At 67.9% G+C, this 19,505-nt stretch carries 17 protein-coding genes; 10 read left to right on the top strand and 7 right to left on the bottom strand.

What is annotated here, in order from left to right; genetic code table 11:
• Nucleotides 1-6 precede the first annotated feature (6 nt).
• Both HNV26_RS16670 and HNV26_RS16665 read right to left on the bottom strand, forming a co-directional pair.
• The gene (locus HNV26_RS16670; protein ID WP_171442326.1) at nt 7-1,644 is read right to left on the bottom strand and encodes an LVIVD repeat-containing protein; all 1,638 of its coding nucleotides are present in this window, start codon (nt 1,642-1,644) and stop codon (nt 7-9) included.
• A gap of 71 nt (nt 1,645-1,715) precedes the next feature.
• Nucleotides 1,716-3,425: an LVIVD repeat-containing protein gene (locus tag HNV26_RS16665; RefSeq protein ID WP_171442325.1), complete on the bottom strand. Its 1,710-nt coding sequence runs from the start codon at nt 3,423-3,425 to the stop codon at nt 1,716-1,718.
• Nucleotides 3,426-3,717: 292 nt separating this feature from the next.
• Here HNV26_RS16665 and truB point away from each other — a divergent pair, with 292 nt between their 5' ends.
• Nucleotides 3,718-4,626, top strand: a complete 909-nt coding sequence (gene truB / locus HNV26_RS16660; protein WP_171442324.1) for a tRNA pseudouridine(55) synthase TruB — start codon at nt 3,718-3,720, stop codon at nt 4,624-4,626.
• Between the two features lie 624 nt (nt 4,627-5,250).
• On the opposite strand, the gene tkt is transcribed toward truB, so the two are convergent.
• From tkt to HNV26_RS16645, 3 genes are all read right to left on the bottom strand, one after another.
• Nucleotides 5,251-7,314, bottom strand: a complete 2,064-nt coding sequence (tkt, locus tag HNV26_RS16655) for a transketolase (protein ID WP_171442323.1) — start codon at nt 7,312-7,314, stop codon at nt 5,251-5,253.
• Between the two features lie 171 nt (nt 7,315-7,485).
• Nucleotides 7,486-8,694 carry a vWA domain-containing protein gene (locus tag HNV26_RS16650; RefSeq protein WP_090491252.1) on the bottom strand — a complete coding sequence of 403 codons (1,209 nt, stop codon included), beginning with the start codon at nt 8,692-8,694 and terminating at the stop codon, nt 7,486-7,488.
• Nucleotides 8,695-8,706: 12 nt separating this feature from the next.
• Complete coding sequence (locus HNV26_RS16645; RefSeq protein ID WP_141588497.1) at nt 8,707-9,555, bottom strand: AAA family ATPase; 849 nt, start codon at nt 9,553-9,555, stop codon at nt 8,707-8,709.
• Nucleotides 9,556-9,740: 185 nt separating this feature from the next.
• On the opposite strand from HNV26_RS16645, the gene HNV26_RS16640 reads away from it, so the two are divergent.
• The 7 genes from HNV26_RS16640 (at nt 9,741) to HNV26_RS16610 (ending at nt 16,009) form a co-directional block, all read left to right on the top strand.
• Entirely contained in the window at nt 9,741-9,908 is a 168-nt protein-coding gene (locus HNV26_RS16640) for a hypothetical protein (RefSeq protein WP_171442322.1), read from the top strand.
• Between the two features lie 126 nt (nt 9,909-10,034).
• Nucleotides 10,035-10,832 (top strand): cell wall protein, encoded by a 798-nt coding sequence (locus HNV26_RS16635; protein ID WP_171442321.1) that lies wholly within the window; start codon nt 10,035-10,037, stop codon nt 10,830-10,832.
• 162 nt (nt 10,833-10,994) lie between these two features.
• Nucleotides 10,995-11,549: a hypothetical protein gene (locus HNV26_RS16630; protein ID WP_171442320.1), complete on the top strand. Its 555-nt coding sequence runs from the start codon at nt 10,995-10,997 to the stop codon at nt 11,547-11,549.
• Nucleotides 11,550-12,023: 474 nt separating this feature from the next.
• Complete coding sequence (locus tag HNV26_RS16625) at nt 12,024-13,136, top strand: 3-oxoacyl-ACP synthase III family protein (RefSeq protein WP_171442319.1); 1,113 nt, start codon at nt 12,024-12,026, stop codon at nt 13,134-13,136.
• A complete protein-coding gene (locus tag HNV26_RS16620) occupies nt 13,136-13,732 on the top strand; it encodes a DUF2378 family protein (protein WP_011557265.1) in 597 nt (198 codons plus the stop codon). Before HNV26_RS16625 ends, HNV26_RS16620 begins: the two co-directional genes overlap by 1 nt.
• Nucleotides 13,733-13,809: 77 nt before the next feature.
• A complete protein-coding gene (locus HNV26_RS16615) occupies nt 13,810-14,418 on the top strand; it encodes a hypothetical protein (protein ID WP_171442318.1) in 609 nt (202 codons plus the stop codon).
• A gap of 139 nt (nt 14,419-14,557) precedes the next feature.
• Nucleotides 14,558-16,009, top strand: coding sequence for a hypothetical protein (locus HNV26_RS16610; protein ID WP_171442317.1), 1,452 nt, complete (start codon nt 14,558-14,560; stop codon nt 16,007-16,009).
• A gap of 16 nt (nt 16,010-16,025) precedes the next feature.
• Here the strand turns inward: HNV26_RS16610 and HNV26_RS16605 are convergent, their stop codons facing one another.
• Nucleotides 16,026-16,685 (bottom strand): hypothetical protein, encoded by a 660-nt coding sequence (locus HNV26_RS16605; protein ID WP_216612411.1) that lies wholly within the window; start codon nt 16,683-16,685, stop codon nt 16,026-16,028.
• 9 nt (nt 16,686-16,694) lie between these two features.
• A complete protein-coding gene (locus tag HNV26_RS16600) occupies nt 16,695-17,177 on the bottom strand; it encodes a nuclear transport factor 2 family protein (RefSeq protein ID WP_171442316.1) in 483 nt (160 codons plus the stop codon).
• Between the two features lie 314 nt (nt 17,178-17,491).
• Between HNV26_RS16600 and def the strand changes: the two genes are divergently transcribed.
• Entirely contained in the window at nt 17,492-17,998 is a 507-nt protein-coding gene (gene def, locus HNV26_RS16595; RefSeq protein WP_090491261.1) for a peptide deformylase, read from the top strand.
• Between the two features lie 13 nt (nt 17,999-18,011).
• Nucleotides 18,012-18,710: a sterol desaturase family protein gene (locus HNV26_RS16590; RefSeq protein ID WP_171442315.1), complete on the top strand. Its 699-nt coding sequence runs from the start codon at nt 18,012-18,014 to the stop codon at nt 18,708-18,710.
• The last annotated feature ends 795 nt before the right edge of the window (nt 18,711-19,505 follow it).

The following is a 19,505-nucleotide window of genomic DNA, read 5'->3' as shown; positions in this document are numbered from 1 at the left end:
TCAGGGCTACGGCTCGTTGAAGATGAGCAGCCCGCGCGACGTGTCCACGACGTAGATGCGGCCGTCCCCGGGCACGCGGATGCCGATGGCGCCATCGGTCAGCTTGTCTGTCCGGTTCGGGTCTGACTCGCGGAAGGTGTTGTAGTGCGCGATTTCGCGAGGCTGCGAGGGATTGGACACGTCCAGGACGCGCACGCCCTCATGGTAGTACGCGACGTACAGCCGCGTGCCCACCAGCAGCATGTTGTGGACGGAGGTGAGGCCCCGCAGGCGGTATTCACCAATCTTCACGATGTTCGCCGGGTCGGTGACGTCCAGCACGCGGATATGGGAGCCCATCGTCTCGCCGCCCTCGAAGGCCACGGTGCGGCCGTTGAAGGTGCCCACCGCGTTGGCGTGGCTGAAGGCATGGGGATAGGTGTAGCGGCCGAGTAACTCCGGTGTCTCGCCGTCCAGCCCTGCGATGAGGAAGCCATCGTCGAGGTGGTTGATATAGAGGCGCCCTTCATACGCGAAGGCGTCATGCGGATAGCCCGCACTTCTGGGATACGTGAAGCGGGTGAGGAGCTGAGGCTCCAGCGGTTGGGTGATGTCGAAGATGAGCGTCTGCTTGTGGGAGGGCGACATGGCATAGAGCCGGTTCCCATCCACGAAGAGGGTGTGCACGTCGAGTGGGCTGCCACCGCCGCGGTAGTTGCGCAGGAAGGCAGGCGACGCCGGGTTTGCCAGGTCGAACACGAGCACGCCGGAGTCTCCGCTGGCGACGTAGAGCGCGTTGTCCTTGGCCCAGACGCCATTCCAGTACCCGTCGTTGGCGAACTTGATGGCCGTTTGCTGGACGGGAATGTAGGGATTGCTCACGTTGTAGACGACGAGGCCGCCGTCGAATCCTCGCCGGTTGATGCCCACGACATAGGCGTGGCCGTGGGTGACATACACGTCCACAGGCGTGTCCAGGCCCACGCGCATTTCGGACAGGAGCTGGAGGTTGGCGGACTCGGGCTCGCCCTCTCGCCACGTCATGCGTTCGGCGCGGAAGCTGCCTCTATGGCGCAGGGTGCCGTCTCGGCACCAGAGAACGCAGCCGGTGAGGCTCCGTGGCCCCTGGGCGTGACAGCCGATGAACGTGTAGCGCTCTTGGAGCCTGGTTTGGCTCGCGGGTCCGGAGGAGATGAAGAACCGCTCGCCATTCATGGTGGGCGTATGGGGCTTGAGCCCCATGATGGAAATGGGTTGGCCCGAGGCATCGAACTGGAACCCCCCGTTCTCCGGGTGGACTTGTACGGTGCCGGGCTGCATCTGGGTCTCGTACCGGATTTCCGCGCGGTAGATGGCGCCCTGCCGCTCCAGGCCCGCGAGCGAGCCGAAGTCACAGTCTGGCATCACAAGTGTCTCCGGCGCGTTGCACGCCGCCTGCGACGTCTGCGCGGGACAAGACTCGAAGGCCCCGGGGTCCACCCATTCCCCCAGCTCCGGAAGCACCGCCCAGGGTCCGTTATAGACGGGTGGCGTGGGCTCCGGTGGCGTGGGCTCCGACGAAGAGCAGGCGGACAACGACACGGCGCAAACGAGCGCCAGCAACGGGCATGCGGTACGAGCAGACATGAGGTGCAGCCTCTGGAGGAGGAGTATGGGCGCCCGCATCGTTCCGCGGACGCTCGGTGTACAGCATGTGAGACCCTCGCGAGCGCCCCGAAGTGGCGCCCCCGGCTGGCTCACGGCTCGTTGAAGATGAGCAGCCCGCGCGACGTGTCCACGACGTAGACGTATCCATCTCCGGGCAGGCGGATGCCGATGGCGCCCTCGAAGGCGCCGCCCGCCCGGTGCGGGTCGGTCTCCCTGAAGGTGTTGAAGTGCGCCACCTGCCGGGGTTGGGTGGGGGTGGCCACGTCCAGCACGCGCACGCCCTCGTGGTACCAGGCGACGTACAGCCGCTCGCCCTTGAGAATCATGTTGTGGATGGAGGTGGAGTACCGCATGCGGTGCTCGCCAATCTTCACGATGTTCGCCGGGTCGGTGACGTCCAGCACGCGCAGGTGCGAACCCGGAAACTCGCCGCCTTCGAAGGCGATGGTGCGGCCCGCGAAGGTGCCCACCGCGCTGTGGTGCGCGAAGCCACCGAACCCCGGGTAGGTGTATTGGCCCAGGTGGCGCACGTTCTCCAGGTCGGTGATGTCCACGACGGAGTAACCGCCATACGCATTGCTGAGATAGAGGCGGCCCTCGTACGCGAAGAAGTCATGGGGCCCGCCGAGCGACGAGCGCTCGGGCAGGGTGATGACCTGCCGCAGGACGGGCGCCAGCGGCGTGCGGATGTCGTAGACGCGGGTGCTGCCCACGAAGTCGGTGACGTCGGACGCATACAGACGGTCCCCATCCACCAGGACGGTGTGCACGTTGGTGTTGCCGTTGCCCGGCAGGCTGAGGATGAACTCCGGTGACCCCGGGTTGGAGATGTCGAAGACGGAGACGCCGGTGTCGGCGCTGGCGACATACAGCGCGTCGTCCTTCGCCCACACGCCGTTCCAATACGAGTCGCCCGGCAGGCTGATGGAGGTCTTGAAGATGGGATGCGCCGGGTCGCTCACGTCGAAGACGGTGAGCCCGCCGAAGCGGCCGGCCTGGTTGGTGGACACCACATAGGCGTGACCCTGGGTGACGTAGACATCCACCGGCACGCCCAGGTCCACGAAGGACTCGGAGACGAGCCGCATCCCGCCGGACGACTCGGCTTCGCCGCGCCGCTCCGCCCGCTCGGCCTCGAAGGTGCCCATGCTCCGGGAGGAGGCCCGGGGCGTCTCGGTGCAACGGACATAGCAGCCGGTGATGACGTCGGGCCTGGGCGTCTCACAGCCCGCCAACGAGACGACGCGCTCTCCGGTGTAGGGATTCGACTGTCTGCCGGAGAGGAAGAAGGTGCCGCCGGTCGTCATCCGCGTGGTGACGGGAATGCCCAAGACCTTGTCGGGCCCCCCATCCGCGAAGAGCTGGAAGGCGGCGCTGCCCGGTGTGACGGACGTGCCCCCATCCGCGAGCAGCCTCTCCGACCGCCCGTCGCCCACATAGATGCCGTGTTGTTCCACCGCGGCGAGCTGGTCCGCATTGCAGGACGACATGTCGAAGTTCGCCGGATCCGCGCAGGCCTCGAGGCTGGGGTTCTCCACGGTGAACCGGCACGCGGAGAACGCTCCCCGGTCAATCCAGTCACCCGGGTCGTCCAGCACGGTGTAGCCCCCATCCCAGGGCACCTCGGGCCCCGCGTCCGTCCCGGCGTCCTCGGAACCCGCGTCCGTGCCGGAGTCCGTGGGCTGCTGCCCCGCGTCGGGAACGGGCGGAGGCGGCTCGTCATCACAGCCGGTGGTGGCGGACAGCAGCAGGGTCAGGGCGGACAGCAGGGCCCAGCCTGGGCGAAGCGGGGACGTCATGGAGACACCTCATGGGGAAACGCGAGGCACTGCGGAGATGGCCGTCCTGCACCTGCACGCAGGCATACGCCTGTCACGCCGTCCCTGAGTTGAGATGATTGCCAGATGAACGCCAATGGGCCGGCTGGGCGCGGGTTGCTTGCTTTTGACAGGGAAGGGGCCTGGCCTTGTAGACGCGCGGCGGCCATGGCGGGCCGTATGACAGTCATTCCAGGAAGGTGCGGATGGGGGCGCGACCTTCCGCCGTCGCACTCCCGGCCAGGGTAGGGTGGAAGGTCACAGGAGGGTCGCGGTGGGAGGGAAACTGAGTCCGGGCATCTACCGGGTCCACAAACCGGTGGGCGCCACGAGCTTCTCGGTGGTGCAGCGGTTCATGGAGGAGGCGAAGGCCGCGCAGCCGGGCAAGCGGATACCGGTGTGCCACGGCGGGACGTTGGACCCCTTCGCGGAAGGGCTGCTGCTGGTGCTGGTGGGGCAGGCGCCGCGCCTGTTCGAGCTGCTGCACGCCGTGCCCAAGGTCTATGAGGCGGAGGTCGTCTGGGGCACGGAGACGGACACGGGAGACCTGCACGGCCGGCCCGTCCTCCAGGGAGACACGGCGGCGCTGACGCCGGAAAGCCTGGACGCGGCGCTGGCGTCCTTCGTGGGCTGGCGGGAGCAGGTGCCTCCGGCCACCAGCGCGAAGAAGGTGGGGGGCGAGCCGGCCTATCGGAAGGCGCATCGGGGAGAAGCCGTGGAGCTGCCGCCCTCGCGCGTATATCTGCACGCGGCGCGCTGGCTGTCCCATGACCTGCCGCGCGCCAGCCGCCTGTGGCTGAGCTGCCGTGGGGGCTACTACGTGCGCTCGCTGGCCCGCGATGTGGGGCGCGCGCTGGGCTGTGGGGCACATCTGGCCACCCTGCGGCGCACGGCGATTGGCCCGTGGGAGGACCCGGGGCTGGAGCAACGGGTGTGGCTGCACGGACGCGAGCTGCTGCCCTGGGCCCGCGCGCGGACGCTCACGGACGCGGAGGTGGGGGAACTGCGCCGCGAGCGCCCCATCCCCGCGAGCGGCCTTCAGTCCGCGGACTGGAAGCTGCCTCCTGGCTTCCCGGACCCGGAGGCCCCCATTCGGGGCTTCCACCAGGGGCGCCTCACCTTCCTGCTACGGGAGCGCGACGGCGCGCTGTGGAGCGAGCTGGAGCTGCGCGGAGGGCTCTAGGCCCGCGCGGGAAGCCCCGCCCCGCCGTTGCCAAGGTGTCACGTGCCCCGCCTGGGATGGGCCACCGGTGACAAGAGTCACCACCTGGGAGCCGTCCTGGTGATGACGGTTGTCACCGGTGATGACAGTTGTCACCACCCCGCACAGCCCCGTGAGAAGGGCGCCTCAATCCATAACCCACTGAAAAGACTTGGGACGCTCAGGTGGGCCCACCGGGACCGGTGTGTGGCACGCCACGCGCAATAGGACAGGACATCACGCTCCAGCACGGAGCGGGGCTCGAAGCACGGGGGCCTGGCCGGGGGGCCAGGCGCTGGGGGGCGAACCTCCCGAGCGAACGAGTCAGTCGGACCTGGAGGACTTGAAGGTGCGAGCGGAAGCCGGTTCGGGGGAACCGGGGTGCGACCGGGGGGACGCGACGCTCACGCCCACGAGGCAGCCGGGAACGACGTTGAAGTGACCTGATGGGCTCATGGCGTGGGGGGACCCAGCCGGGGGGCTGGGCTGCGACGGGGGTCGCACCCTTCCGCGCCATGAGTCCGCCAGGACGAGCACCTGGATGCCGAAAAGGCCCGAGGGCCTCGGACCGTTGGGGGACGGTCCGAGGCTCCTTCTTTTGGCGGGCTACGGCCGCGTCTTCGTCTTCTTCAGCGAGTCCTTCGCCTGCTGGGCCACGTGGTCGGCGGTGAAGCCGAACTTCTGCTGCAGCGCCTTGATGGGCGCGGAGGCGCCGAAGCTGCGCATGGCGACGATGTTGCCGTCATGCCCCACGAAGCGCTCCCAGCCGAAGGCAGCGCCCTTCTCCACCGCGACGCGGGCGCGCACGGACGGAGGCAGCACGCTGTCCCGGTACTCCTGGGACTGGGCCTCGAACAGCTCCCACGACGGCAGGCTGACCACGCGCGAAGGGATGCCGTCCGCCTTGAGCTTCTCCTGGGCGTCCAGGCACAGCGACACCTCGCTGCCGGTGCCGATGAGGATGACCTCCGGCTTGCCGCCCTCCGCGTCGGACAGCACGTAGCCGCCGCGAGCCACGCCGGACGCCGCGCCGAACTTGCTGCGGTCCAGCGTGGGCACGGGCTGGCGCGTGAGCACCAGCACCACCGGGTGCTTGTGCTGCTGGGCAATCACCCGCCACGACTCGACCACCTCGTTGGCGTCAGCGGGGCGCAGCACGATGATGCCGGGAATCGCGCGCAGCGACGCCAGCTGCTCCACCGGCTGGTGCGTGGGGCCGTCCTCGCCCACGCCAATGGAGTCGTGGGTGAAGATGTGGATGGCGGGCAGCTCCATCAGCGCGGACAGGCGGATGGCGGGGCGCTCGTAGTCACTGAAGATGAGGAACGTGGCGCCGTAGCCGCGCAGCTTGCTCAGGCACAGGCCGTTGACGATGGAGCCCATCGCGTGCTCGCGCACGCCGAAGTGGATGTTGCGCCCCGCGTACTCGCCCGGCTTCATCGCCTCCCCGCCGGTGATGTACGTCTTCGTGGACGGGTTGAGGTCCGCCGAGCCGCCCACCAGCCACGGGTAGTGCTTGGCGATGGCGTTGAGCACCTTGCCGCTGGAGTCGCGCGTGGCCAGTCCCTTGGCGTCGGCGGGGAACGTCGGCAGCTCCGCGTCCCAACCCTGGGGCGCGTCGCGGCGCTGCATGCGCTCCAACTGGTCGGCCAGCTCGGGGAACTGCTTGCGGTACTCGGAGAACTTCTGCTCCCACGCCGTGCGCAGCTGCTTGCCGCGCGCGCCCATGCGCTCCTGGAAGCGCTCGCGCACGCCGTCGGGGACCAGGAACTTCTCGTCCTCGGGCCAGCCGTAGAAGCGCTTGGTGCCCTTGATTTCCTCGTCGCCCAGCGGCTCGCCGTGGGCCTTGGAGGAGCCCTGGAGCTTGGGCGCGCCGTAGGCAATCTGGGTGGTGACGATGATGAGCGTGGGCTTGCCGCGCGCCGTCTTGAAGGTGCGCAGCGCCTCACCCATGGCGTTCAAGTCGTTGGCGTCCGGCACGCGCAGCACGCGCCAGCCGTAGGCCTCGAAGCGCCGGCCCACGTCCTCGGTGAAGGCCAGGTCGGTGCTGCCGTCGATGGAGATGTGGTTGCTGTCGTAGATCCAGCACAGGTTGGGCAGCTGGAGGTGGCCGGCGATGGACGCCGCCTCGGACGCCACGCCTTCCATCAGGTCGCCGTCGCCGCAGATGGCGTAGACGTCGTAGCCGAACATCTCGAAGCCGGGGCGGTTGTAGTAGCTCGCGAGCCAGCGGCTGGCCATGGCCATGCCCACGCTGTTGGACACGCCCTGGCCCAGGGGGCCGGTGGTCGTCTCCACGCCGCTGGTCCACCGGTACTCGGGGTGGCCCGGGGTGGACGAGTCGAGCTGCCGGAACTTCTTGATGTCCTCGAGCGACACGGTGGGCGCGTCCTCGACGGTGTACTCCCGCGTGACGCGCTTCACCCCGGCCAGGTGGAGCAGCGCGTACAGCAGCATGGAGGCGTGGCCGTTGGACAGGATGAACCTGTCCCGGTCCGGCCAGATGGGGTGGGACGGGTCATACCGGAGCTCCTGCTGCCAGAGCTGGTACGCCACGGGGGCCAGGGACATGGGAGCCCCCGGGTGGCCCGAGTGGGCCTGCTGTACCGCATCCATGGCGAGGGTGCGGATGGTGTTGATGGCCAGCACGTCCTGCTTGTCGGTTGTCATGGTGTCCTCGCGGTCCCGCTCGCGTGCGCGCGCACCATGCCGCAAGTGACGCTCCAGGTGCTGCACCAAATGCGCTGGGGCTCGCCCGGCCGTCCGCCAGTCCACGGGCACACCCGGAATTCCTGCCCTGGGGGGCACGGGAATGAACCCCGCGCGCCCTGCGGACACGCCTCAGCGCCGCGCCGCCGCGCCTCTCACGGTCCGTCCGCGTGTCAGGTGCGTGACGGCTTCACCCAGTCCCTCCACCGTCAGGGCGAACATGGGGAACACGCGGGCAATCACGGAGATGGTCCCCGAGCGCCACGTGCCCATGGGCTCCGGGTTGAGCCACACGTTGCGCTCGAAGTGCTGCGCCAGCTGCATCAGCCACGTCAGCCCTTCCAGCCCGTCCGTCTTGTAGTGCCCCTGCGCGTCGGTGCGGATGGACAGCTCGTAGGGCGCCATGGAGGCATCCCCCACCATCACCAGCTTGTGGTGCCGCCCCACCTGGGCCACCAGCTCCGGCACCGTGATTCCGCCCGTGAGCTGCGGCGTGGCGTAGAGCTTTCCGTAGACGCAGTTGTGGAAGTAGTAGGTGCGCAGCTCCTTGAAGTGCGTCGCCTGGCTGGCCACGCTGAACAGCCGGCTCACCAGCGCCGCGTACGGGTCCATGGAGCCGCCCACGTCCATGGCCAGTACCACGCGCGTGTTGGGGCGTCGCGGCGGCCGCGTCACCACCTCCAGCTCGCCAGCGTTGCGCGCGGTCGCGGCGATGGACTCGTCCACGTCCAGCTCGTCCGGCGCGCCGTCCCGGGCGAAGGCGCGCAGCTTGCGCAGCGCCACCGCCATCTGCCGCGTGTCCAGCACCACGTCGTCGCGGTAGCCGGCGTACTTCCGGGCGCCGGCCTGCATCAGCGCGCGTCCCTGGCGGTTGCCCGCGCCGCCGCCCACGCGGATGCCCTCGCGGCCAAAGCCGTTGTTGCCGAAGGGAGACGTACCGCCAGTGCCCACCCAGCGGTTGCCGCCGTCGTGGCGCTCCTTCTGCTCCTTCAGGCGCTCCTCGAAGAGCCGGCGAATCTCCTCCGGGTCCAGCTGCTCCAGCAGCGCGACCTCCTCGGGGCTCAGGTCGGGCCGCTCGCGGGCCTCCTCCAGCCAGTGGAGCAGCTCCTGCGTCAGCTCCAGGCTCGCCGACTCCACGCCCTGGAAGTGCGCGAGGAAGGCCTGGTCGAACGCATCCAGCTGCGTCTCCGAGTGCACGAGCAGCGCCCGGGCCACATGGTAGAAGCCGTCCAGGTGGCTGTCGTGCAGGCCCGCGCGCAGCGCGCCAGCCAGCGCCAGCGCCTCCTGGGCGCCGACCTTCAGTCCGCGTCGGCGCAGCTCGTAGAAGAAGGGCAGGAACATGGCAGCGCCTCGTCAGGCCCGGGGACGGCGCCCGCGCCCGAAGGCCTCCGCCACGGAGACCAGGTCCTGCTCCTTCTTCAGCAGCGCGCCCAGGAAGGGGAGCTGTTCATCCAGCTTGAGGTCGTTGACGCCCTGGGCCTTGAGCACGGCAATCCAGTCGATGAGCTCGCTGGTGGAGGGCTTCTTGCGCAGGCGGGTGAAGCTGCGCAGCTCGTAGAAGACCTTCAGCGCCTGCTCGGACAGCGCGCTGTCCAGGCCCGGGTGGTGCACGTCGACGATGCGGCGCATCAGCTCCGCGTCCGGGAAGTCGATGAAGTGGAACACGCACCGGCGCAGGAAGGCGTCGGGCAGCTCCTTCTCGTTGTTGGATGTAATCACCACCACGGGGCGGTGTTTCGCCACCACCTCGTCACCCGTCTCGGTGACGCGGAAGCGCATCCGGTCCAACTCGTGGAGCAGGTCGTTGGGGAACTCCAGGTCCGCCTTGTCCACCTCGTCGATGAGCAGCACCACGCGCTCGGGGGATGAGAAGGCCTCGCCCAGCGGCCCCTGGCGGATGTACTTGCGGATGTCTCGCACGTCCCCGTCGTTGAAGCGCGAGTCATACAGGCGTTGCACGGTGTCGTAGACGTAGAGGCCGTCCTGCGCGCGGGTGGTGCTCTTCACGTGCCAGGTGATGAGCCGGTGCCCCAGGGCCTCGGCGATGGCCTCCGCCAGCAGCGTCTTGCCGGTGCCGGGCTCGCCCTTCACCAGCAGGGGGCGCTGGAGGGTGAGCGCGCAGTTGACCGCGGCCTGGAGGCTCTCGTGGGTCAGGTAGGTGTCGGTGCCTTTGAAGCGGACGGGAGTGGGCGCCTGGCTCATGCCCCATCCCTTTAACACCCGCCGCGGTGTCTGGGGGGCTCACGTACCCGGGGCTCCGGAAACGTCAGACCCGAACGGCAAGCTCGTTCGTATGTCTTGGGCGGAGGCAGCCAGGCGGACTCGCGGAGAGGAGACCCTCGGGGTTGGCCGGCATTCACGTCCGTCACTTGCTTCGAGGATGCATCATGGGTCACCTGTTTGTTCCAGCACTGTTGCTCGTGGGAGCCGTCTCCCTGACGGCGCGCACCTGCGGGACGGCCGCCGTCAGCAGGCCGCCCGAGCACCAGCGGGAGGCCCCGGAGCGCGCCCTCCCTCGGGCCGCGCCGCCAGCCACCGTCAGCGTCCGGGGGTAGGCGCTGCTCTGGCGGGAGGGGCCGACCTCACGGGATGTATGGCTTCGCTCGCCGGTCAACGATTGGTGCGAGCCAAGCACAGGTTTTCACACCGGTTTCCCGGGGCCCGGTGTATTCTCCCGAGCAATGTCCATTGCGAATGCTCTTGGCGAAGTCTTCCGGCGCGAACTCGATGCGCAGTTGGTCCCGTTGCAGCAGGCGGTCCGACGCATGGAGGACGGCCTGGAGGCCCTGGAGTTGCTGCGTGAGGTGACGCACCGGTTGGCGCCGTTGACCAGCCGTCTCGGCGCCATGGCGGGAGTGCGGACGCCCACGGCGCTGCCCGCGTCCACGCGCGGAGGCCGCAAGCAGGTGGTTGCGGCGCCAAGGGGGCGCGCAGCCGTGGGCCGGTCCGTGGCCGCGAAGCCGTCCGTCCATCAGGCGCGCGCGGAGGAGGGCACCCGGGCGTGCGCCGTCATCGGTTGCGAGCGCCCCAGCCGTTCCAAGGGGTACTGCTCGGCGCACTACCAGAAGCTGCGGTTGCTGATGCGGACCAACCGCCGGCCGTCGGCGTGGAAGGACGACGCGCTTCCGCAATCGGTGGGGGACGTGACGTTGCCGCGTGGCCGCGCCGCCAGCAAGGCGCTGCGTGAGGGTGGCGCCAGGAAGAAGGCCCCGGCCCCCGTGGTGGCGGCGCCGCAGCCCGCCGAGCGGAAGGCGCCGGCCGCCGAGAAGAAGTCGGCGGGTCGGAAGGCCGCGGGCGCGAAGAAGGCCGCACGGGCGAAGAAGGCGCCGGCCGCCGCGAAGAAGTCGGTGGCCAAGAAGGCGCCGGCCGCGAAGAGGGCCGCGGCCAAGGGCGGGCGCCAGGCGAAGACCACCAAGGCGAAGGCTGGAGCCGACAAGCGCAAGAAGGGCCGCTCTTCCTCCCAGGGCTCGCTGTTCTGATTCGAGCGCCGCGCTCCGCGGATTCCCTCGGGCCTTCGGGCCCGAGCGGCTCAAGTGGAATCCAGGAAGCGCGGTGAGCAGGCCGGACGAGCGACCGGTTCCCGGACATCCCCTTCGAGTCTCCGTTGACAGTAGCGGGGCGGGGATGGGATTCGGCCCGGCATGAGCGAGCAAGGTTATCCGGTCACCGTGGCGGTGCGTCGTCCCGACGGGCGGGTGGAGCAGGTGCGTGTGGGCACGGCGTTCAAGAGCGGTGAGGGCTTCACGCTGACGCTGGGAGAGATGTCCATCGGTGGCACGCCGGACGCGGCGGCCCCGGCGGCGCGGCGTTCGGCGCCCGCGAGCGGTGGTGGTGGCGGTGGTGGTGATGGAATGGTCTTCCCCAACTACGGCCGCAGCAAGGGCGGACCCATTGTCGGCGCCAGCATGGGCGACCTGGAGTTCTACGCCAACGGCGCGCGCCGCACGCTGAATGACGCGAGCAAGTCGCGCTGGCACGACAAGGAGCGCCAGCTGCTCGCCGCCATCGAGGCGGAAATCGCGCGGCAGCGGGGCGGCGACGCGGGTGGTGGCGGCGACGGCGGCTATGGCAGCCAGGGTGGCTATGGCAACCAGGGCGGCTACGGTGGTGGCCGGGGCGGTGGCGGCTATGGTGGCGGAAGCTACGGCGGCGACGACATCCCGCCTCCGAACGACGACGACAACATCCCGTTCTGAGCCGCGCCACGTCGGTGAGTGGCCGCCCCCAGTAGGTGGGCGGCCTTCCCGATGTGTTGATTTCAGCACAGCCGTCTCATCTGCTCTTCAAGCCAGAGACTCCCAGTGAGAGGCTCGGCGCCCAGATTCGTCGCATGGGTCTTCAATCACTCACGCGCGCAGCGGCCCTTTTCACAGTGCAGTGAAGTCATCGGCGACACCTGGGGTGACATGCTCAGTCACTGAGAGGAAATTCTCGTGACGAAGCGCTTCATTCGCAACGGTTGCCGCTTCATTTGTGAAGCACTGAAAATCTCCAGTAATCCCGGTAGCTTCGTCGCATCATTGGTTGGAGCATGATTCACGGGTGAATCTGTCCCGTTCGCCAGCGGCAGTTGTTTCAATGACTTCGTATATGGCCTGAATCCTGCTCAACCCCCCGTTGCCAGGGAATCCCTCCCATATGGCGAGGCTGTGAAAAAACGGGGCCATTAAATGACACCCAATATCTGTGTCGTCGGAGCCGGTGCCTTCGTTCCTTCACGCGTGGTGAGCAACGAGCGGATCGCCAGGGCCATCCCAGGGTGGCCGGCGGAGCGCATCGAGGAGAAGGTCGGCATTCGCGAGCGCCGCTTCCTCTGGGACATCGACGAGGCCACGGGCCAGGCGATTCCGCCGCCCGAGAATGACGGGCACATCTACCCGGCCAACAACACGGACATGTGCGAGGTGGCGCTCCAGAAGGCGCTCGCCCAGGCGGGTGTGGATGCCAAGGAGTTGGACGCGCTCTTCGTGGTGACGTGTACGCCGGACGCGCCGCACTTCAACCACGACGCCATGGAGCTGCACCGGCGGCTGGAGCTGCGCGAGGATGCGTTCGGGCTCGTGGTGGACGACGGCTGCGGTGGCACGCCGTACGTGTTGGACATGGTGAAGAAGATGATGGACGGAGGGCGCTTCCGCACGGTGGCGGTGGTGGCCTCTGCCTTCACGTCTCCGCTGGTGAACCGTGAGGTCTACACGGACGAACTGCCGGCCGGGCCGGGCCGCTCGAAGACGCTGCAGGGCTACCTCTCCATGTATGTCTTCGGGGACGGGGCGGGCGCGGTGGTGCTCCAGTCGAAGCCAGGGGAGTCGGGGGCGGAGGGTATCCTGGCGTCCTTCTCCGGCAACGCGTACGGAGACCTGGTCATCCGCAAGGGTGGCGGCCTGTTGAAGTTGCCGTATCAGCCGGGGCGGATGCGCCCGGCGGACATGGCCTTCGTGGTGGATGGCTTCCGCGTGGCGCGCAGCTATCCGGAGTACATGCAGAAGTGCCTCGACGCCGTCCTCGGGCCGCGTCCGGAGCTCCGTTCGAAGGTGGAGCGGTACTATTTCCACCAGCCGAACAAGCGGGTGATGGACGCCTTCGTGGAGCGGGCGGGACTGCCGCGTGAGGCAGTGGCGTGCAACGTGGACCGCTACGGCAACACGTCGGCGGCGGGGATGCTCATCCTTCTGGCCGAGGACTTGGAAGCAGGACGCGTGCGTCTGGGAAGTGGTGACCTGGTGGTGGTGGCAGCGGTAGGCGCGAACGTCCATTACGGCGCGCAACTCGTGAGGTTGTAATGAACAAGATGGATCCGAATATCGCCAAGGAGTTGGACGCGCGATTGGCGCTGGCGACGAAAGACGACACGGCCCGCGGGCTCTTCTTCAACGGCGTGGTGTCCGCCGTTCGCACGATGGGAGGGGACGCGGCGGTGGAGCGCTGTCTGGCGGCCAGTGGCGAGACGCGCTTCATCGACTTCTTCAACTACCCGGTGGCCGCCTTCCTGAGGATGTCCTTCACGGCGGCGCAGGTGATGGGCCCGGAGCACGGCGGCTTCGACGGAGCGCTGCGGCGCATGGGCGTGGTGGCCACGACGGACTTCCTGTCTTCGGCGGCGGGCAAGACGTTGTTGCTGCTGGCGTCGGACAGTCCGAAGCGGCTCGTGGGCAACCTGCACTCGGGTTACCGCGCGGCGGTCAGCTACGGCGAGCGCGCGGTGAAGTGGACGGGCGACACCAGCGGCATCTTCACGATGAAGCGGGACTTCATGCCGCCCGCCTACCACGAGGGCACGCTCCAGGCCGTCATCGAGGCGGTGGGTGGCAAGCAGGTCCAGGTGCACGGCCGGCAGACGGGGCCGCTCGACACCGAATACACGCTGTCGTGGCAGTAGCCCCGGCGCGGGGCGTGTCGAAGGGGGGGGCAAGCGGTGGGCTGAAAAGCCTCTGACGGTCTGGAGGGAGATACGCCATGTCGCGAAAGCTCGGCGGTGCGGTGGGGATGTTGGGTGTCCTGTTGCTGTCGGCGCAGGCGGGGGCCAATGAGGTGGTGATGCAGTTCCGCACGCAGGAGGACCCGGCGAGCCCCGCGGACCCGGCGGTGTGCGCGGCGGCGCCCTTCGAGGTGAACGTGAAGCTGGGCGGGAGCGTGTATGTGCCAGAGCACAATCCCAAGGACGGCAAGGTTGTGGACGGGGGAGGCCGGCGCGTGGGCTCGGCGACGGCGTGCGTCCAGGTGACGGACAGCGCCTTTCCCGCCGGGCAGCAACTGAATGTCTACATGCGCTACAACCTGCCGGAGGGGCGCTTCACCGCGCGGGGCACGTGCACGCTGGTGAGCAACGACGTGCCAGCGGCGGGGCTGGTCCTGGCTGGCTGCGCGATGCGACTGGTGGACGTGCCCACGGGCTTCGTAGGTGGCTCGGTGTCGAGCACCAGCGTCTTCAATCCCCGCAAGCTGCCGGGCTACGCCACGGGTTCGTATTACACGCTCTACGCCTACCGTGATGGCCGCCAGCGTGACGCGAGCAAGGTGACGAAAGCGCAGGAGGCCGAGGCCACGGCAAGAGCGAGGGAATAGTCGCCACACGGGAACCACGGGACTGGGCACACTGGGCAAGCGCCGGACAGGGGTGTGCCCAGGCCTGATGAGCAAACGTGGCGGTCCTGCGGCAGGCTCGGCCATTCCCCGCGTCGGGCCAACGGGTGATGATGCGCCCATGGACCGCAAGCGGATGGAGTTCTACACGGCGCTCGGGTACCGCGCTCCTTCAGCCGCGGCAACGGCTCAGACGGCGTCCGGAGTCGCGAGCGCCGACGTATCGGAGTTGCCGCCGCTCGGTCCAGACGACCTGGGCGCGCTGCGCGAGCGCTTCCTGCGCGAGCCGGAAGAGGTCCTGAGCCTCATCCGTCAGGACTTGGGTGTGTCCGTTTCAGAGGGCGCCCTGGTGCACGTGCTCCAGGAACTGGAGCAGTCCTTGAGCGAGCCCGAAGCCGCGCTCCAATCCCTGCGGCAACCGGCATTCCAGGCGCGGGCCTCGGTGTCACTGCCGCCGGACTTCACCTTCCCGTTGATGACGAATGAACTCCCTATCGACTCATCGCGAACCCGCTTTGAGCCAGTGGCGGACCTGCGCGGATGGCTCCTGTTCAGTGGTCGCGCCTGGCTTCACGGCGGCTGGCAGCGGGCGGAGTTCCGTCGGCACGACGATGCGCATCACGCCACCCGTTTCCGCTACGAGCTCCGCGAGCCCGCGCCGGGACGGCCCGTGGAGGTCGCGTTGTTCGGAGGCTTCGGCACGGGCGAGTACCCCGCGCGCTATGTGGCCCGTCAGCTCATCATGCGAGGCGAGCGGCTGGAGTACGCGGTGCACCTCGGGGGCGTGTACTACGCGGGCCGTCGGGGCGAATTCGACGCGCACGTGGCCGAGCCGCTCGAACCGCTGCTGTCCGTCACAACGCTGATGACGCTGAACGCGGGTCCGGAGATGCGTTCCGGAGGCACACCCTTCTACCGCTACCTGGACGAGCGGCGAGGCGCCTCACGAGCGAAGCAAGTCCAGGAGGGAAGCTACTTCTGCCTGGCCTCGGAGCGCTTCCAGCTCATCGGTCTGGACACCGCGTACTTCGAGCCAGGGCGGCACCAGGAGCCCGCGCTCCTGGGGTGGCTGGAGTCAGTGCTGAAGGAGGGCCGCCAGCGAGGCGCAACGAACATCCTCCTGAGCCACGATGCACCCTACCGATACGGAGAAGCAAGGCACGCCGGTTTATTGGAAGACCTTCGGGAGCTGGCGGTCGAGCGCGGACAGGTCGACCTGTGGTTCTGGGGCGCCACGCCCTACGGAGCGCTGTTCGACCGGAGCGCCGCGCTCCCGTTCCTGGGAGGAAGCCTGGGGCACGCGGGGCTCCCGGTGCGAGCGGTGACGCCGGGCCTGAAGTCTCCAGCACCCGTGCGTTTCCTGGAGACACACGCACGCTTCCCGGTGTGGACGGACCTGAGACCCGAGCTGGGCAACAACGGCTATGGCTCGCTGCTGCTGCACGAGGACGGCACGTTGGGGCTCCAACTCCTGGACTGGCGGGGCAACGTTCGCTGCACGGCCCAACTGGCCCGCGAGGGAGACGGCCCGCTGACGTACCGGCACCTCGAGACGTCCGAAACGGAGCCGTGAGCGCGCGGGCGCGGTGTCACAGCCAGACGCGCGTGTACCAAGGCGGTCGGGAAGGCACGCTCCTGCTCCGAGCCGGGTCGGCAGGGCGCGGCACGGTGACGTACTGGAGCCGGTATCCGTGAGGCAGCGTCTTCCAGTACGTCACCTGCCACGGCGTCAGCACCTCGCCGTGTTTCGACTCGCCCACCGGCTGATGCACATCGCCGAGTGACTCATGGAAGTGGAACTCTGCGTCCGCGGCTTCAAGGCTCGCGGCCTCGATGACCCAGGCGTCCTGGGTCTCGTCGGCGGAGGGCTCCTGCCCCGCGTTGACGAACCGGCTCCAGTCGGGCCTGGCGTGGTGCTCCCAGAGGGCGCCGCCGGCATCCGTGAGCGAATAGCCAAAGGGAGTGCGGGACTGCCTGTCATCAATGGCGCTCGAAATCTCCTCGGGGGAGAACAGCTCCTGCAAGCCGTCCGGAAGCGCGTGGACGCGAATGAGTCCGCGCTCGGCGAGCAGCGACAGCCGTTCACACAACTCCTGCCGGGACAGCCGCGGATCGTCCGCCATGTTGAGCGCGATGTGCGGGTTCGGCTCCACGAGCATGTGCAGGGGCGTGGACAGCTCCATGGCGGCCTCCAGGAGCCAGAGGTCCAGGGGCTCCACGGGTGGGCTCTCACTAACGGGCGGTGCCATGCGTCCTCCTCACTCCTGGGGAATGCCACGCTCGCGCATGAAGATGTCCAGGGACTTCCGGGCCTTTGACTGGACCTTCTTCTTCAACAGGGGCGTCCACCCGAGCACCAGGCCGGTGGGGCCCAGCGCCTGACGGGACCAGGTCCAGAAGTCGAAGTGGTCGCGGTGCCGGAAAATCTTCCCGTCGCGGAACTCGAACTCGGCATCGATGCGGTTGAGCACCTTCCTGCCGGTGCCGCTGAACGTGTAGTTCGCATCCCAGTGGGCGCGGCCTCGGTGGTCATCGGCCTGCACGTCTCGGAAGGTGACCTCCAGGTCCTTGCCGCGCTCGCAGAGCATGAGCCACATGGCCCCGGGCTCCCGGCGACGGAGTCCGACGAAGGCGGCGTCGGAGAACTCCACCTCTGGGTGGTAGCAGGCGGACATGGCCTGGGCGTCCCGGCGTTGGAATGCTGAGTAGAAGTCGGTGATGAGTTGGGCGTGCGGGTGCATGGGACAGGTGTAGCAGACCTGTCCGTGAAGACGCGCCAACTGTCCGGATGGCATCGCTCGGAGGGTGAAACGGGGGTGGTTCCGCTCGAGCGAACACCCCGCATGGGGCCCGGCGGCAACGGGCGTCCGGCTGGTCTGGACGGATGGCGTCAATGAGGAGCGGGAGGTACTGACGCGCGCCACGGTGGGGCGGGGCGTTGCCTTGGAGCGGCGGAGAACGGGCCTGGTGGGGGAGGGCCGTCGTGTGAACCGGTGGACCGTTACCATGCGGAATCGGGCGGCGTTGAGGAGGCGTGCATGGCAGATTGCGGCCCATGGCTCGCGACATCGTCATCTGGCCCCATAAGGTCCTCACCTCGTCCACCAAGCCCGTGACTGACTTCGGCCCTCCGCTCGAGAAGCTCTTGGAGGAGATGGCCGAGTCCATGAAGGAAGCCGAAGGCATCGGCATCGCCGCCAACCAGGTCGGCGAATCCCTGCGCGTGGCGCTGGTGGGACGGGAGGACGGCACCTTCTTCGAAATCGTCAATCCGCAGATTCTGGAGAAGAAGGAGCCGGTGACGATGGAAGAGGGCTGCTTGTCCGTCCCGCGCGAGTGGGAGAAGTGCCCGCGCTTCCACAAGGTGAAGGTGCGCTACCAGGACAAGTCCGCCGAATGGCATGAACTCGAGGCGGAAGGTCGGCTCGCGCACGTGCTGCAGCATGAAATCGACCATCTCGACGGGCACGTCTTCGTGGACCACCTGTCCAGTCTCAAGCGCACGCTCATCCTGGACCGGATGAAGAAGCTCCAGAAAGTGAAGGCCCGTCAGAAGGGCTAGTCAGGATGACAGGATGGCCGAAGCCGCCAGGGCCACGCGCTCCATCCCCGAGTGCGTGGCGCGATTCCGCGAGGACTACCGGCGCAAGCACGTGAGCCCTCGCTACTCTGGGCGCGCACACTTCGTCTTCACGAGCCTGGGCTCGCTGGCGGTCATCGGCTTCGCCGTGTCCCACCTGGAGGGAAGGCGCCCCCTGGAATGGCTGACACTGCCTGCGGTCTTCCTGCTGGGCAACGTGGTGGAGTTCCTGGGGCACCGCGGGCCCATGCACCACCGCCGGCTGGGGCTGGGCCTTCTTTTTCAGCGCCACACCGAGCAGCACCACCGCTTCTTCACGCACGAAGCCCTGGCCTACGAGTCCGGTCGGGACGTGAAGATGGTGCTCTTTCCCCCGGTACTGCTGCTGTTCTTCCTGGGCGCCATCGCCGCGCCACTGGGTGCGCTGTGCTTTGTGCTCATCTCGCCGAACGTGGGGTGGCTCTTCGTCGCATCAGCGGTCGGGTACTACCTGACGTACGAGTGGCTGCACTTCTGCCACCACCTGCCGCCCGAGCACCCGGTGGCTCGGCTCACGCTGATGCGGCAGCTGCGCCGCCACCACGAAGCCCATCACGACCCTTCGAAGATGCAGCACCACAACTTCAACATCTCGTTCCCGTTCGCGGACTGGCTCTTTGGGACGTCCTGGCGGCCGGACAACGACCGTCGCTAGAAGCCATGAACGCCAGGCACGCGCGCCCTGGCTCGGATGGCCGGCTGCCCCCCGAGCGGTAAACCTTGGATTTTTCAGCTGGAATGCCCTTCCTGGGGACCTGGGTTGTCACCAATGAAGGTGCGTTGAACCCGGAAGGGCGGACGCTGGGGACGGCGCCGATCAAGATCCATTGACGCGCAGGAAGCAGCGCGTTAGTAAGTGAACCCCTGCTCGCCGCCTCGGTGCCCGTCACCCAGGAGACGATCGGGAAGAACGGGTCGGAGAAGTTTGTTGACCCACAACGCGGCGATGATAGAAGCCGCGCCCCTCGCAAAGAAGCCCGCGCACTGGCGCGGAAGGCACTTCGAGCGAGTCAGTACGACAATGCGGAATACGGCGGTCAACGCAGCGAGTTGACAGGAGACGCGGTGGTGGTAGAAGCCGCGCCCCGACGAAGAAGCCCGGAAGCAAGGGCGGACGAGTCGAGGAAGTCAACGAAGCAGCGGTTGACAGGGAGGGCGGCAAAGCGGTAGAAGCCGCGCCCCTCCGGAAGAAAACAGCGGAAGCCACTGGGCGGCGCTGAAGACTCCGGAAGCCAGCAGGGCGGCGAAACAGCAGCTTGACAGAAGACGCCGGACTGAAATAGAAGCTGACACCCCGCCGGGCAGAAAAGACGGCGAGGCAGCAACGAAGAAAACGGTAGCAGAAAGTCGCTAGCGAAACAAGCGACTCGCTCTTTGAAAACCAAATAGCAAGCCCAAGAAGAAGCTAGATTGCGGAAACCGCAGTCAATTTCTTAAGACGGTGCCAGCC

Source organism: Myxococcus xanthus, from assembly GCF_013116825.1.
Classification (GTDB): Bacteria; Myxococcota; Myxococcia; order Myxococcales; family Myxococcaceae; genus Myxococcus; species Myxococcus xanthus_B.
This window is presented reverse-complemented; position numbering and strand designations above follow the sequence as displayed.

What these genes read in the sequence shown, in the direction of transcription:
- HNV26_RS16670 (WP_171442326.1), bottom strand. Translation starts at nt 1,644, where the DNA reads ATGCGGGCGCCCATACTCCTCCTCCAGAGGCTGCACCTCATGTCTGCT.
- HNV26_RS16665 (WP_171442325.1), bottom strand. Translation starts at nt 3,425, where the DNA reads ATGACGTCCCCGCTTCGCCCAGGCTGGGCCCTGCTGTCCGCCCTGACC.
- tkt (WP_171442323.1), bottom strand. Translation starts at nt 7,314, where the DNA reads ATGACAACCGACAAGCAGGACGTGCTGGCCATCAACACCATCCGCACC.
- HNV26_RS16650 (WP_090491252.1), bottom strand. Translation starts at nt 8,694, where the DNA reads ATGTTCCTGCCCTTCTTCTACGAGCTGCGCCGACGCGGACTGAAGGTC.
- HNV26_RS16645 (WP_141588497.1), bottom strand. Translation starts at nt 9,555, where the DNA reads ATGAGCCAGGCGCCCACTCCCGTCCGCTTCAAAGGCACCGACACCTAC.
- HNV26_RS16640 (WP_171442322.1), top strand. Translation starts at nt 9,741, where the DNA reads ATGGGTCACCTGTTTGTTCCAGCACTGTTGCTCGTGGGAGCCGTCTCC.
- HNV26_RS16635 (WP_171442321.1), top strand. Translation starts at nt 10,035, where the DNA reads ATGTCCATTGCGAATGCTCTTGGCGAAGTCTTCCGGCGCGAACTCGAT.
- HNV26_RS16630 (WP_171442320.1), top strand. Translation starts at nt 10,995, where the DNA reads ATGAGCGAGCAAGGTTATCCGGTCACCGTGGCGGTGCGTCGTCCCGAC.
- HNV26_RS16625 (WP_171442319.1), top strand. Translation starts at nt 12,024, where the DNA reads ATGACACCCAATATCTGTGTCGTCGGAGCCGGTGCCTTCGTTCCTTCA.
- HNV26_RS16620 (WP_011557265.1), top strand. Translation starts at nt 13,136, where the DNA reads ATGAACAAGATGGATCCGAATATCGCCAAGGAGTTGGACGCGCGATTG.
- HNV26_RS16615 (WP_171442318.1), top strand. Translation starts at nt 13,810, where the DNA reads ATGTCGCGAAAGCTCGGCGGTGCGGTGGGGATGTTGGGTGTCCTGTTG.
- HNV26_RS16610 (WP_171442317.1), top strand. Translation starts at nt 14,558, where the DNA reads ATGGACCGCAAGCGGATGGAGTTCTACACGGCGCTCGGGTACCGCGCT.
- HNV26_RS16605 (WP_216612411.1), bottom strand. Translation starts at nt 16,685, where the DNA reads ATGGCACCGCCCGTTAGTGAGAGCCCACCCGTGGAGCCCCTGGACCTC.
- HNV26_RS16600 (WP_171442316.1), bottom strand. Translation starts at nt 17,177, where the DNA reads ATGCACCCGCACGCCCAACTCATCACCGACTTCTACTCAGCATTCCAA.
- def (WP_090491261.1), top strand. Translation starts at nt 17,492, where the DNA reads ATGGCTCGCGACATCGTCATCTGGCCCCATAAGGTCCTCACCTCGTCC.
- HNV26_RS16590 (WP_171442315.1), top strand. Translation starts at nt 18,012, where the DNA reads ATGGCCGAAGCCGCCAGGGCCACGCGCTCCATCCCCGAGTGCGTGGCG.